General features: G+C 40.6%; 13 protein-coding genes and 4 tRNA genes. 14 read left to right on the top strand and 3 right to left on the bottom strand.

What is annotated here, in order from left to right; translation table 11 throughout:
* Positions 1 to 156 precede the first annotated feature (156 nt).
* Positions 157 to 1,779: a hybrid sensor histidine kinase/response regulator gene (locus HWV01_RS21105; protein WP_211673349.1), complete on the top strand. Its 1,623-nt coding sequence runs from the start codon at positions 157 to 159 to the stop codon at positions 1,777 to 1,779.
* 38 nt (positions 1,780 to 1,817) lie between these two features.
* Here HWV01_RS21105 and HWV01_RS21100 read toward each other — a convergent pair whose 3' ends face one another.
* Positions 1,818 to 1,964, bottom strand: coding sequence for a hypothetical protein (locus tag HWV01_RS21100; RefSeq protein ID WP_211673348.1), 147 nt, complete (start codon positions 1,962 to 1,964; stop codon positions 1,818 to 1,820).
* A 195-nt stretch (positions 1,965 to 2,159) separates the two neighbouring features.
* Between HWV01_RS21100 and HWV01_RS21095 the strand changes: the two genes are divergently transcribed.
* The 3 genes from HWV01_RS21095 to glpX all read left to right on the top strand — a co-directional run bounded on the left by HWV01_RS21095 (position 2,160) and on the right by glpX (position 5,884).
* The gene (locus HWV01_RS21095) at positions 2,160 to 2,804 is read left to right on the top strand and encodes a lysoplasmalogenase (RefSeq protein WP_211673347.1); all 645 of its coding nucleotides are present in this window, start codon (positions 2,160 to 2,162) and stop codon (positions 2,802 to 2,804) included.
* Positions 2,805 to 2,851: 47 nt separating this feature from the next.
* The gene (locus HWV01_RS21090; protein WP_211673346.1) at positions 2,852 to 4,768 is read left to right on the top strand and encodes an MOSC N-terminal beta barrel domain-containing protein; all 1,917 of its coding nucleotides are present in this window, start codon (positions 2,852 to 2,854) and stop codon (positions 4,766 to 4,768) included.
* A gap of 99 nt (positions 4,769 to 4,867) precedes the next feature.
* Positions 4,868 to 5,884 carry a class II fructose-bisphosphatase gene (gene glpX, locus HWV01_RS21085; RefSeq protein ID WP_211673345.1) on the top strand — a complete coding sequence of 339 codons (1,017 nt, stop codon included), beginning with the start codon at positions 4,868 to 4,870 and terminating at the stop codon, positions 5,882 to 5,884.
* A 94-nt stretch (positions 5,885 to 5,978) separates the two neighbouring features.
* On the opposite strand, the gene HWV01_RS21080 is transcribed toward glpX, so the two are convergent.
* Positions 5,979 to 7,037 (bottom strand): 3-deoxy-7-phosphoheptulonate synthase, encoded by a 1,059-nt coding sequence (locus tag HWV01_RS21080; protein ID WP_211673344.1) that lies wholly within the window; start codon positions 7,035 to 7,037, stop codon positions 5,979 to 5,981.
* 66 nt (positions 7,038 to 7,103) lie between these two features.
* Entirely contained in the window at positions 7,104 to 7,532 is a 429-nt protein-coding gene (locus tag HWV01_RS21075; protein ID WP_211673343.1) for a GNAT family N-acetyltransferase, read from the bottom strand.
* A gap of 83 nt (positions 7,533 to 7,615) precedes the next feature.
* Between HWV01_RS21075 and murB the strand changes: the two genes are divergently transcribed.
* The 10 genes from murB (at position 7,616) to rplA (ending at position 12,685) form a co-directional block, all read left to right on the top strand.
* Positions 7,616 to 8,647: a UDP-N-acetylmuramate dehydrogenase gene (murB, locus tag HWV01_RS21070; RefSeq protein WP_249185395.1), complete on the top strand. Its 1,032-nt coding sequence runs from the start codon at positions 7,616 to 7,618 to the stop codon at positions 8,645 to 8,647.
* A gap of 1 nt (position 8,648) precedes the next feature.
* Positions 8,649 to 9,608, top strand: coding sequence for a bifunctional biotin--[acetyl-CoA-carboxylase] ligase/biotin operon repressor BirA (gene birA / locus HWV01_RS21065; protein WP_249185562.1), 960 nt, complete (start codon positions 8,649 to 8,651; stop codon positions 9,606 to 9,608).
* A 139-nt stretch (positions 9,609 to 9,747) separates the two neighbouring features.
* Positions 9,748 to 9,823 (top strand) — tRNA-Thr (locus tag HWV01_RS21060).
* Positions 9,824 to 9,851: 28 nt separating this feature from the next.
* A tRNA-Tyr gene (locus HWV01_RS21055) sits at positions 9,852 to 9,936 on the top strand.
* A 19-nt stretch (positions 9,937 to 9,955) separates the two neighbouring features.
* Positions 9,956 to 10,030 (top strand) — tRNA-Gly (locus HWV01_RS21050).
* Between the two features lie 5 nt (positions 10,031 to 10,035).
* Positions 10,036 to 10,111: transfer RNA gene (locus tag HWV01_RS21045), tRNA-Thr, on the top strand.
* A 328-nt stretch (positions 10,112 to 10,439) separates the two neighbouring features.
* Positions 10,440 to 10,817, top strand: a complete 378-nt coding sequence (gene secE, locus HWV01_RS21040; protein ID WP_211673340.1) for a preprotein translocase subunit SecE — start codon at positions 10,440 to 10,442, stop codon at positions 10,815 to 10,817.
* Between the two features lie 4 nt (positions 10,818 to 10,821).
* Positions 10,822 to 11,364 (top strand): transcription termination/antitermination protein NusG, encoded by a 543-nt coding sequence (gene nusG, locus HWV01_RS21035; protein WP_211673339.1) that lies wholly within the window; start codon positions 10,822 to 10,824, stop codon positions 11,362 to 11,364.
* A 185-nt stretch (positions 11,365 to 11,549) separates the two neighbouring features.
* Positions 11,550 to 11,978: a 50S ribosomal protein L11 gene (rplK, locus tag HWV01_RS21030; protein WP_045108698.1), complete on the top strand. Its 429-nt coding sequence runs from the start codon at positions 11,550 to 11,552 to the stop codon at positions 11,976 to 11,978.
* Positions 11,979 to 11,986: 8 nt separating this feature from the next.
* Positions 11,987 to 12,685, top strand: a complete 699-nt coding sequence (gene rplA / locus HWV01_RS21025) for a 50S ribosomal protein L1 (RefSeq protein WP_211673338.1) — start codon at positions 11,987 to 11,989, stop codon at positions 12,683 to 12,685.
* Positions 12,686 to 12,828: the final 143 nt, after the last annotated feature.

The raw sequence follows: 12,828 nt of genomic DNA, 5'->3' as shown, positions 1-12,828 counted from the left end.
TTATACAGCATAAACAGAAGATGCCTTCAGAAATAAATCATTATCCCTTTTTAAAAGCGTATTGTGCATTTGTTATTAATGAAAAATATGAGTTATTGCAGCAATTTTTACAATTTTAGCTAAATTTACTATATAGGTAATAGAAGGATGTATGGTATGCGGGATATCAAGGTCGATTCAAGTAAAGTCATTTTACAATATTCGTTATACAGTAAAATAAGAACATTATTGTTAGTGATGTTGGCGTTGGTTATTGCGGTTTTTTTTATTGCGATTGAAGTGACTGTTCAACAAGTTAACCCATTATTTATAGATGCATTTACTACCTTAAAAATAAACCTTTTATTAACAATATTGCCGCTATTATTAATCTCGCTTGTTCTCTCTAAATTGGTGTTAGACAAATTAGTCTCCAAGCCATTAGCGAAACTACAACAAAAGTGCCATGACGCGATTGCTGATAAAGATAATCATCATGAACCATTTAGCTCTCCTTATATAGAATTGGATGGATTAGTTAACTTATTGAATGACCAGATAGAGACAATGACCGAACCTCGAGTGAATAAAATACTGTTGGCGCAATCCAAGCAGCAATTTGTCGAGAGTTTAAGTAATGATATTCGAACACCAATGAATAGTATTCTAGGTACTGCTGAGTTACTTTGTGAAATGCCACAAAATATTAAATCCGCAGAATATCTGAAGTTAATGAAGCACTCTGCTAATCATATGCAGATGGTACTGAATGATGTGACTGATTACTCGAGAATCGAATCGGGTAATTTAGAACTTGCTAAAGTTCGTTTTGATTTGTTAGAAATACTCGATCAAGTTTACACCTCGCTACGTCCGTTTGTGCATAATAATTTACGCGTACGCTTTAGCCTGAATTATAGTGACGATCTGCATCGGTTTTATATCGGTGACCCGGTTCGGTTACAACAAGTGCTGGTCAACTTGGTTGCGAATGCGTTGAAGTTTACCGATAGAGGCTTTGTTGAACTTAAAGTCAATTGCAGCAAGGTCGATGATACAAATGAAGGAGGGGCAGTCGCAGATATTGTGTTTACGATTAGTGATACTGGCATTGGTATTCCAGTGACTAAACTCGCGCATTTGTTTGATAACGAGCAGCTACCTTATAATCATAAATCTAATGATTTACCGAGTGGAGGCTTAAGTTTAGCGATTTGTTCCCGTTTGATTAACTTAATGCAAGGCCGTTTACAAGTCGAAAGTAAATTAGGTGAGGGTGCACAATTTAAGATTAATCTAAGGTTGCCTCATGCTTACCAATTACGTACACAGCATATTATTGGTAGTAGTGATTTAGCATTAGATAAATTAGCAGGGTTAAAAGTATTATTGATCGAAGATAATAAAATGAATCAAATTGTTTTTCAGCAAGCGCTGACGCAATTGCAAATGCAGGTGTTTACTGCGAATACAGGTTTAGAAGGTCTAGATTTGATCCAAAAATACACTTTCGATATTATTTATATGCAGATCCCTGGTCCAGATGGTATTGCAACGACCAAGATGATTCGTGCGGGTACGAGTAATAATTGTAACACTCCCATTATAGCGCTTATAGAGGATGCATTTAAGTTTGATTTAGTGACCTGTAAGCATACAGAAATGGACGGTTATATTAATAAACCTATATCCAAGCAAGCTTTAATTGACGAAACGGTACGCGTACTTGATTTTGAAATACCCGTTACAGACGTGGTCCTGCCGATTAATAAAGAGTGTAAAGTCAGCTTAGAAGAGTAGGGTAGATGGTTCTCTTTTAAAGGCTGACGAAGTTGATCTTATGAAACTATCATGCTTTTTAGTGCTAACTGATCGGTGATATCTAAGTTCAGTTCGTTGCAAGCTTCTTCAAATGTTTTACCTAAATGGCAAATATACATTTCAATTGCGATCAGATGATTTTGTAGTGCTTGTTGCTGTTCCATACTTATACCTCCTAAGGTTTATGAGTTAATAAACTAGTACAGTTTGTGGATTTCTGTCTAGCGTTAGACTTAAATTACAGGTCGTTATGTTTATAAATGTTAACCCACGCACATTTATACCGCTTTAATACTTGCTCATTACGGTGGATATGACTCAGACTCGAGTATTTATTCGATGCTATGGGGCCTGTCAAAATGGAATTTACAACGACGATTATCACCAGTACTATTATTATCACTGCGTGCGCGATATTACATATATATGGTGCCTACCAAGACCGAAAGTGGTTATTTTATCTGTTTAAACCTGTGACCACTCTTTCTATAGCAGCTTTGTGTTGGTATCTTGCACCGGGGTTTAATGATTATGTCTGGCTGATCTTACTTGGTTTATTGCTCTCAACCTTGGGGGATATCTTCCTTATGCTACCCAAGGATCGCTTCATACCGGGATTACTGAGTTTCTTGTTGGCGCATATTGCTTACATTATTGCATTTTCGATGGCACTGGAGTTGACTTATACTTGGTCACTTATCTTCCCTTTGGCTATTATAGCAATGATCTACTTAACCCTATTGTGGTCGTCACTAGCAGAAATGAAAGCGCCGGTATTGGTTTATATGAGTATCATCGTAATAATGGCCTGGGTCAGTGGTGAGCGTTACCTTAGCTTGAATAGCTCGGCCAGTATGTATGCATTTATTGGTGCGATAGTGTTTTTGTTTTCAGATGCGACATTAGCATTCGACCGATTTAAAAAACAGTTCCATAGTGCTTATGGGGTTATTATTGTAAGCTACTATCTTGCCCAGTATTTTATTGCGCTTTCAGTTATATGACCAGTTATCTGAAGGTGTTAACGTCGTTACAGTAAGGGAATTAATTCGTGGCTAACCTAAATTTATCAGCACTTGCTATTTATCCACTGAAATCAGCAAAAGCAATTAACTTAACCTCTTCTCTCGTGAGTGAAATGGGTTTGGATCATGATCGTCGATTTGTTATTAGTGACATGCAAGGACAGTTTATTACGGGGCGGACTCAGCCTAAAATCACGACGATTAAAATTGAAGTCGTGGCGCAAGGTATCATGCTTTCAGCGCCACAGATGCCACCGATAGCTTTCACGTTTAAAGAGCTACAGCAAGATTATACAGATGTAACGGTTTGGGGGACTATAATTCGAGGTCAACGTTGCAGCGAAAACATTAATCAATGGCTAGGTAAGTTCTTACAGATAGACTGCCAATTACTTTATTTTGGAACCGGCTCTTCACGTCAGGTTCCTAATTTTGATAAACAATTAAGTTTTGCTGATGGATATCCGATTTTATTAATCTCACAAGCCTCTCTTGATGAACTAAATCGCAGCACACAGAGACCAATTGAGATGAGCCAATTTAGAGCTAACTTCATCGTGACGGGCTGTGAACCATTTGCAGAAGATAGTTGGAAACGGATCAAAATTGGTAATGCTGAATTTGAATTAGTGAAACCCTGCGAGCGTTGTATCTTTACGACATTAAGCCCGGGAAAAATAAGCTTTTCTGAAGACAAAGAGCCGCTTAAGACGTTAAGTTTATTCCGCAAAGGTAATGATGGTAAGATTGATTTCGGCCAAAATCTAGTTAGTCATAACGATGCGGAAGTTAAGCTTGGTGATAGAGTTGAAGTATTGGAATATCACGCGCCTAAGTTTTATGCTGATAACCGCCCTAAACAAAAACCAATTGTGTCAGCACCAAAGGCTGCTGTGAACCATAATACTGAGCTACAGGCTAAAACTTTGTGGGATAAAAATGAAACCCGACAACTTTGCTGTGTAGCAGTTATCGATGAAACGCCTGATACTAAAACATTTCGTTTTCGTGTCGAGCCTGCCGCTTTGTTGAATTATAAACCGGGTCAATTTATCACCCTTAATTTAAAGATGGGTCATGATCTGGTGATACGTAACTATACCTTATCATCATCACCAAGCCGCCCCGATTTGTTAGCTATCACGGTAAAACGGGTCCCAGATGGTAAAGCGTCAAATTGGCTTAATGACAATTTAGCGGTTGGCGATCGGTTAGGGGCGTCATCACCACGTGGGCCGTTTCATGCTTTTACAGCCACGACACCAAAATTATTATTACTGTCGGCGGGTAGTGGTATTACTCCCATGCTCTCAATGGCGCGTTATTATGCTGACACTGAGTGTGATAAAGATATCGTCTTCTTCTACTGTGCAAAAACGGCTGTAGATTTGATTGCGCTTGATGAGCTCCAATTACTCACGCGTCAGCATACCAATATGCGTTTAGTCTTAACCTTGACAGCTGAAAGTACACAGAGTGATTGGGCTGGGTTAAGGGGACGTATTGATCAGCAAATGCTGGCTGATGTGGTGCGCGACATTAGTGACCGATCATCCTATGTTTGTGGTCCCGAAACCTTTATGACGACAATGGCAGCTGCGCTAACGGCATTGAATGTACCAGCTGAACAGCAATTTCAAGAAAGTTTTGGTGATCATAAACATTCCGAAACACCTAGTGAACCAGTAAATATCTTATTGGATAGTTGGGATACCAGTTTTGTAGGTGACAATAAAACGACATTATTAGAACAAGCTGAAAGAAATGGCGTGAACATCCCCTATAACTGCCGTGCGGGTTATTGTGGTGTTTGCCGTGTAACGTTAGAGTCGGGAGAAGTGCGTGTACTTGCTGACCATGCATTAACAGATGATGGTAAAAAGGCGAAGAAAATATTGGCGTGTAGCTGCATTCCACAAACGGATGTCGTGATTAGTGCGTAATAATGCTGTTGTATTGGGAGCACTTATATTAATACTCTCAAATTGTAATTAGATAGGTGGTGCTTTAAAGTGTACCCACTTATATATAGGAGTTAAGACATGAATCGTACACTTGCCATTGAATTTTCGCGTGTCGTTGAAGCCGCTGCTCTTGCTGGTTATAAATGGTTAGGCCGCGGAGATAAGAATATTGCTGATGGCGCTGCTGTTGAAGCTATGCGTGTGATGCTAAATAAAATCGATATTGATGGTGAAATAGTTATTGGTGAAGGCGAAATCGATGAAGCACCTATGTTGTATATAGGCGAGAAAGTCGGTACGAAAATAGCCGGAGCTGACGCGGTTGATATCGCTGTTGATCCGATTGAAGGCACCCGTATGACAGCAATGGGTCAATCTAATGCAGTTGCAGTATTGGCTGTCGGCGAAAAAGGCGCGTTTCTAAAAGCACCTGATATGTATATGGAAAAATTAGTGGTTGGCCCTGATGCTAAAGACGCCATTGATTTACGTTTATCCCTTGAAGACAATATTCGTAATGTTGCTCACGCGCTAGATAAAGACATCAGTGAGCTAACTGTGGTGACCTTAGCAAAACCTCGTCACGATGATAAAATAAAAGCCATGCAAGCAATGGGCGTACGTGTGTTTGCGTTACCCGATGGTGATGTTGCCGCGTCTATCTTGTGCTGTATGCCAGATAGTGACGTTGATATGATGTATTGTATTGGTGGTGCGCCTGAAGGTGTTATTTCTGCTGCTGCTATTCGGGCTATGGACGGCAACATGCAGGCGCGATTATTAGCGCGTCATGATGTGAAAGGTGATACTCCTGAAAACCGCGCGGCAGGTGAAATCGAAATTTCACGTTGTCAGGCATTAGGCTTGGTTGTTGGTGAGATCTTACCATTGGATAAATTAGCGAAAACCGATAATGTGATTTTTGCCGCAACAGGTATCACTAAAGGCGATCTTGTTGAAGGTGTGCAGCGTAAAGGTAATATTGCAACGACGGAAACCTTGGTTATTCGTGGTAAGTCGGGCACTATTCGTCGTATTCAATCAATACATATGCTCAATCGTAAAGGTGCAGATTTACAAAGTATTATTTTATAACTCATCATTTTATAAACATAGAATCGTGATTGATTAGATAACAAAAGCCGCGTTATTAACGCGGCTTTTTCGTCTTTACAATATAGCGTTTAGCTTATGAGATAGCTATACGATCACTTGCTGCCAGGGCTAGGTCCGCTAATAATTTTTCAGTGTCTTGCCAGTGGATACAAGCATCGGTAATACTCTTACCATAAACCAAAGGCTCACCAGCTACGACAGCTTGGTTACCTTCTTCAATGAAGCTTTCTGCCATGATACCTGAAATTTGCATGCTACCGGTTCGCATTTGAGCCATCACATCTTCAGCCACGTTTAGCTGGTTAGTGTGTACCTTCTGGCTATTACCATGGCTAAAATCAACAACGACAGACGGTGCTAAACCTGCATCGCTTAATGCTTTGGTCGCTACGTCAATGTGTGATTTAGCATAATTAGGTGTTTTACCACCACGTAAGATCACATGACCAAATGGATTGCCGTGTGTTTGATATACCGTCATCAAGCCATCTTTATCTGGAGAGTAGAAAATGTGTGGAACTTGTGCTGCACGTACGGCATCGATAGCAATTTTGGTATTGCCATCAGTCCCGTTCTTGAAACCGACAGGGCAAGACAAGGCTGACGCCATTTCGCGATGCACTTGGCTTTCTGTGGTTCGCGCGCCAATTGCACCCCAACTGATTAAGTCTGCAATGTATTGACCGTTAACCATATCTAAAAATTCGGTCGCGATTGGTAAACCTATTTCAGTAATATCAACGAGCAATTTACGTGCTAAGCGTAAGCCTTTGTTCGCTTGGTATTGACCGTTTAAGTCAGGATCACTGATCAAACCTTTCCAGCCCACAATAGTACGTGGTTTTTCAAAGTACACACGCATTGCAATAACTAAGCTACTTTTATACTGCTCTTGCAATGGTTTTAGACGGCGAGCGTAATCTAACGCCGCGCTAGTATCATGAATTGAGCAAGGGCCAATGATAACCAGTAGGCGTTTGTCCTTGCCTTCAATAATCGCTTCGATTTCACGACGGTTATTGATTAGCTGTTTTGCAGCATTATCAGATAATGGAAACTCTTCAACCAGTTGACTTGGAGTTATCACCTGGTCGATATAGGTAGTTCTAAGTTCGTCTGTTTTAATTGTCATGATGTCTATTAATCTAAATATGGGCTGTGATCAGCTTAACGTAATTTCACCTTATTATAAAGATAATCAGATGTTAGCTTGATTCGAATCATTAAATCCTAATAACAGCAGTTGTTTACCCTGTTTTTGATAGGCTAAAAAACGTTGCTGTATATCGTTCGGCGCTTGCGTTGTCGGATAGAAGTCATGCTGACCATAAAACTGTTCAAGATGAGGCAAAGCAAAAGTGAACGTTTTATTATTCTGAAATTGAGAACGCATATGCCGTAAAATATGGTGACCAAGGCGTTGGCCTCGGTGATCGGGAGCGACCAACATACCCGTTAATAAAGATAACTCACCAATAGGGCGTAATCGCGCGCAAGCTACAATGCTATTACCCTCTTTTAATACAGCAATATGCTCTGCTTTATTGGGTCTTGAATAGGGCAAATATTGCTTATAGAAGGGCTTAACTAATGGGTTCTCTATTTTTTTTAACCATTGAAACTGCATGTTGTTGCCTTTTATTATTCGGTTTTGCATGCAGATACGTTATTATCTGCAGTGAATTATGCCTTATGAGTGTTAATTATTTCATGCAAATACTAAAAAATCACAATTTAAAACCTTATACCAGCTTTGGTGTTGATGCTTATGCCACACAGTTTGTCACCGTTACCACGTTAAGTGAGCTTAAGTTAGCACTACAGATCCCTGCGCCTCAACGGTTAATTCTTGGCGGCGGTAGTAATTTATTATTTTGTGATGACTTTGATGGACTTGTTATCCGTATTTGCTTGACGGGCATAGCAGTGAATGAATCGGCAGATGATGTGGTTTGTTTACATGTGGCGGCTGGAGAAAATTGGCATGAATTTGTGGAATGGTCATTGAGCCAAGGCTATGATGGCTTAGAAAATCTTGCGTTGATCCCGGGTGTTGTCGGAGCGGCACCAGTACAAAACATTGGCGCTTATGGCGTTGAATTTAAGGATGTCTGTGATTATGTGGATGTACTTGATATCGAGAGCCTAACAGTACAGCGTTATGTACCCGCAGAATGTCAATTTGGTTATCGTGACAGTGTTTTCAAAGGTGAACTTAAAGACAGCGCGGTGATCACCGCTGTCGGCATTAAACTACACAAACCTTGGATAGCCAAAATTAACTACGGACCATTAGCGAGTTTAGGGGCTGGAGCCTCGGCATTAGCAATTTTTAAGCAGGTTTGCCTTACACGACAACAAAAATTACCGGATCCAAATAAGCTCGGCAATGCGGGTAGTTTTTTTAAAAACCCGATCATCAATTTAACGCAATTTAACGCTATTGTGGCTAAGCACCCTAACATTCCTCATTATCCTGCTGGTGATGATATTAAATTAGCCGCAGGCTGGTTAATTGATCAATGCCATCTAAAAGGTTACCAGCAAGGTGGAGCACAAGTTCACACGGAACAAGCACTGGTTATTGTTAACACGGGTTCTGCAACCGCGGGCGACATTATTGCACTCGCAAAGCATATCCAAACCACGGTGATGGCGCGATTTGCAATTGAATTACACCATGAGGTTCGCTTTATGGGTCGTGATGGCGAAACCAATCTAGCGGAGGTGTGTCGTGGTTAATATGACGGTATCAAGGCAGCAACTGATTCGTTTACTGGCAGATGGTGAGTTTCATTCTGGAGAAGCTCTGGGTGAAAGACTGGGCGTTAGCCGCATGGCGGTAAGTAAGCAGATCAAAGTATTAGAAAGCATCGGTCTGGATGTATTTAAAGTGACAGGTAAAGGTTATAAACTTTCTGCACCTTTACAATTACTCGATGCTCAACTGATCGCAGACGGTAGTGGTGTCAGTATTGAAAGTCATCAAGTGCTTGGTTCGACTAATCAGCATTTATTGGATAAAGCGGCGTTATTAACCAAAGGTCACAGTTGTTTTGCTGAATATCAGACCGCCGGACGAGGACGCCGTGGTAAAAAGTGGGTGTCTCCTTATGGTTCACATCTTTATACCAGTACTTATTGGAGTTTAGACGCTGGTATTCAAGCTGCATCTGGACTCAGCTTAGTGATTGGTATTGCTGTTGCGCGTACACTCACAGAGTTGGGTATTGCTAATACCCAATTGAAATGGCCAAATGATGTATATGTGGATGGTAAAAAAATTGCAGGTGTACTCGTCGAGATTATTGCGACGGCAGGTGGTGAATGCCATTTAGTCATTGGCCTGGGTTTAAACGTGAATATGCCATTACAAGCCGGATTGGAAATTGATCAAGCTTGGACTGATATAAATCAGCAATTACCACACCTACTTGATCGTAATGAACTAGCCACTCGTTATTTAACACACCTAATCAAAATATTAACTGATTTCGAGCAGTTTGGTTTTGGACATTTCGTTGAAGAGTGGAACAATTGTGATGCATTTAAAAATTGTCCTGTGCTAGTTAGCGTCGGAAATAAGAAAAAATACGGTATTGCGAAAGGTATTGATCAAAGTGGGGCGTTGTTATTAGAAATTAATGGCATTATTAGTCCACAAATTGGTGGTGAAGTATCGTTACGACGTGCAGATACTTAATCTAATATTGATCTTAGTAATGATTTTTAGTCGAAATGGCTAATATTTCACCATGAGAACAAAAAAAAACTGGTTTTTATCGATTAAGGTTGCAAGAGGTCGGGGCTTACTCTAATATCCCTCCTCGTTAAGTGACGCCGCCGACTTAGCTCAGTAGGTAGAGCAACTGACTTGTAATCAGTAGGTCGCCAGTTCGACTCCGGCAGTCGGCACCATTTAACTCGTTACTGAAGTACAATATGTGGAGGGGTTCCCGAGTGGCCAAAGGGATCAGACTGTAAATCTGACGGCTCAGCCTTCGAAGGTTCGAATCCTTCTCCCTCCACCACTTTGTATTCAGGACGCATGCGGGCGTCGTATAATGGCTATTACTCCAGCCTTCCAAGCTGATAATGCGGGTTCGATTCCCGCCGCCCGCTCCAAATTTGCTGATATGGCTCAGTCGGTAGAGCGCATCCTTGGTAAGGATGAGGTCCCCAGTTCGATTCTGGGTATCAGCACCATTTTTCAGGTCAATTATTTCTTCTTCTCTATATTCTCCACACCAAATAACGATACCTTAAAAATATTCAAGATTTAAAAATCAAAAAATAAATTTAATTATAACGAATTTAAGCTATTTGTAATTCAAATATTATTCATAATTATTTACGAATAACTTGCATGAAAAACGAAAGCCCCTATAATTAGGTGCTCCGTTTGTAGGGGTAGCTCCAATTGGTAGAAAGGCGGTCTCCAGACTGATGTTTGTGAGTGCGATTATCTCCCTCCTGCCACTGTCATCACCGTGTAACAGCGGATTTTTTTGTCTTTAAGGTACAGGTTAGTAGTATGACTTCAAATACTGAAAACCAAGGAAAAGCACTAGAAACTGTAAAATGGGTACTAGTTGCTATAATTCTAATTGGCACAGTTATTGGTAACAATATTTTTAGTGAAGAATCAGTGTTAATCCGCGCAGTTGCTGTAATTATTGCCGCTGTTATTGCTGGTGGCATTGCATTACAGACAAGTAAAGGGCGCGATGCGCTTGAATTTGCATCTGAATCAAGAACAGAAGTACGTAAAGTAGTTTGGCCTACGCGCCAAGAGGCGATCCAAACTACACTTATCGTATTAGTTGTTACCGCTATTATGGCGTTAGTGCTATGGGGATTAGATGGTATTCTAGTTCGCGTAGTTGCATTTATCACAGATGTAAAGGTATAAGTTCATGTCTGAACAGAAAATGAGATGGTACGTAGTTCAAGCCTTTTCCGGTTTTGAAGGTCGTGTTCAAAAAACATTAACAGAACACATTCGAATTCACAACATGGAAGAATACTTCGGTGAAGTACTTGTTCCAACGGAAGAAGTTGTTGAAATGCGCGCTGGTCAACGCCGCAAGAGTGAACGTAAGTTCTTTCCTGGCTACGTTTTAGTTCAAATGGTAATGAACGATGAATCATGGCATTTGGTAAGTAGCTTACCACGTGTACTTGGTTTCATTGGCGGTACGAAAGAGCGTCCAGCTCCGATTACTTCTAAAGAAGCTGATCGCATTCTTAACCGTCTTCAAGATGCAATTGATAAGCCGCGTCCTAAGACGTTATTTGAAGTAGGTGAAGTGGTTCGTGTATCTGACGGTCCATTTGCAGACTTTAACGGTGTTGTAGAAGAAGTTGACTATGAAAAGAGTCGCTTAAAAGTTTCTGTATTGATCTTCGGTCGTTCTACTCCGGTTGAATTAGATTTCGGTCAAGTAGAAAAAGGCTAATACCATTAACCTTTTAGGTTAGTGGTTAGGTTAAATAAAATAAAATTATCATTTTATTGAATGTAATTTCAACAAAATGCTTGGCAAGGGCAGCGATTATATCTATAATTCGCTGCCCTTGTTTTTCGGGAAGCTTGTATTCATGTCGGATACAGCGTTCGCACCCATATTTAAGGTAAATTAAAATGGCTAAAAAAGTTACTGCATATATTAAGCTGCAAGTTTCAGCTGGTATGGCGAATCCTAGTCCACCGGTTGGTCCTGCACTAGGTCAACACGGTGTTAACATCATGGAATTCTGTAAAGCGTTCAACGCAAAAACAGATTCTGTAGAGAAGGGTTCACCGACTCCTGTTGTTATCACAGTTTATTCTGATCGTTCGTTCACGTTCGTAACAAAGACTTCTCCAGCATCTTTCTTACTTAAGAAAGCGGCAGGCATCAAGTCTGGTTCTGGTCGTCCTAACACTGAGAAAGTGGGTACTGTTACTCGCGCTCAGCTGGAAGAGATCTCTAACACTAAACAACCAGACCTTACGGGCGCTGATCTAGAAGCTATGGTTCGCACTATTGCTGGTACAGCTCGCTCAATGGGCTTGAACGTAGAAGGATAATACTGATCATGGCTAAACTTTCTAAACGTATGCGTACGATCCGCGAAAAAGTGGAATCTACAAAAGCTTACGAAATCAACGAAGCTGTTGAACTTCTTAAAGAATTAGCATCTGCTAAATTCAAAGAAAGCATCGACGTTTCTGTAAACCTAGGTATTGATTCACGTAAATCTGACCAAAACGTTCGTGGCGCTACTGTGCTACCACACGGTACTGGTCGTGACGTACGTGTTGCAGTATTTACACAAGGTGCTAACGCTGAAGCTGCTAAAGCTGCTGGCGCTGACATCGTAGGTATGGACGATCTAGCTGCACAAGTTAAAGCCGGTGAGCTTAACTTTGATGTTGTTATCGCATCTCCAGACGCTATGCGTGTTGTTGGTCAACTAGGTCAAATCCTAGGTCCACGTGGTTTAATGCCAAACCCTAAAGTTGGTACTGTAACTCCTGACGTTGCGACTGCAGTTAAAAATGCTAAGTCTGGTCAAGTTCGTTACCGTAACGACAAAGCTGGCATCATCCACACTACTATCGGTAAAGTGGATTTTGAAGCAGCGCAAATCAAGGAAAACCTTGAAGCTCTACTTAAAGCATTAAGCAAGTCAAAGCCTGCTTCTGCTAAAGGTCAATTCATCAAGAAGATCAGCCTATCTACTACGATGGGTGCTGGTCTAACTGTTGATGTTGCAACTGTAGAGACTAAATAATTTACAGGAACTAAATTATTTAGTATAATTCGGTTCCTTAAATTTAGCTGGTCGGTTAATACTAATTTATTAATATTAACCGATGAGTAAAAAATGTGGGTTGAAGTAAGTGCATCGAGTTTAATACTTAGTGTTGTTTACTT

This window comes from Moritella sp. 5, assembly GCF_018219455.1.
Classification (GTDB): Bacteria; Pseudomonadota; Gammaproteobacteria; order Enterobacterales; family Moritellaceae; genus Moritella.
Note: the sequence above shows the minus strand (reverse complement) of the source record. Positions and strands in the feature narration are given on the sequence as shown.

What these genes read in the sequence shown, in the direction of transcription:
- HWV01_RS21105 (WP_211673349.1), top strand. Translation starts at nt 157, where the DNA reads ATGCGGGATATCAAGGTCGATTCAAGTAAAGTCATTTTACAATATTCG.
- HWV01_RS21100 (WP_211673348.1), bottom strand. Translation starts at nt 1,964, where the DNA reads ATGGAACAGCAACAAGCACTACAAAATCATCTGATCGCAATTGAAATG.
- HWV01_RS21095 (WP_211673347.1), top strand. Translation starts at nt 2,160, where the DNA reads ATGGAATTTACAACGACGATTATCACCAGTACTATTATTATCACTGCG.
- glpX (WP_211673345.1), top strand. Translation starts at nt 4,868, where the DNA reads ATGAATCGTACACTTGCCATTGAATTTTCGCGTGTCGTTGAAGCCGCT.
- HWV01_RS21080 (WP_211673344.1), bottom strand. Translation starts at nt 7,037, where the DNA reads ATGACAATTAAAACAGACGAACTTAGAACTACCTATATCGACCAGGTG.
- HWV01_RS21075 (WP_211673343.1), bottom strand. Translation starts at nt 7,532, where the DNA reads ATGCAGTTTCAATGGTTAAAAAAAATAGAGAACCCATTAGTTAAGCCC.
- murB (WP_249185395.1), top strand. Translation starts at nt 7,616, where the DNA reads ATGCAAATACTAAAAAATCACAATTTAAAACCTTATACCAGCTTTGGT.
- birA (WP_249185562.1), top strand. Translation starts at nt 8,649, where the DNA reads ATGACGGTATCAAGGCAGCAACTGATTCGTTTACTGGCAGATGGTGAG.
- secE (WP_211673340.1), top strand. Translation starts at nt 10,440, where the DNA reads ATGACTTCAAATACTGAAAACCAAGGAAAAGCACTAGAAACTGTAAAA.
- nusG (WP_211673339.1), top strand. Translation starts at nt 10,822, where the DNA reads ATGTCTGAACAGAAAATGAGATGGTACGTAGTTCAAGCCTTTTCCGGT.
- rplK (WP_045108698.1), top strand. Translation starts at nt 11,550, where the DNA reads ATGGCTAAAAAAGTTACTGCATATATTAAGCTGCAAGTTTCAGCTGGT.
- rplA (WP_211673338.1), top strand. Translation starts at nt 11,987, where the DNA reads ATGGCTAAACTTTCTAAACGTATGCGTACGATCCGCGAAAAAGTGGAA.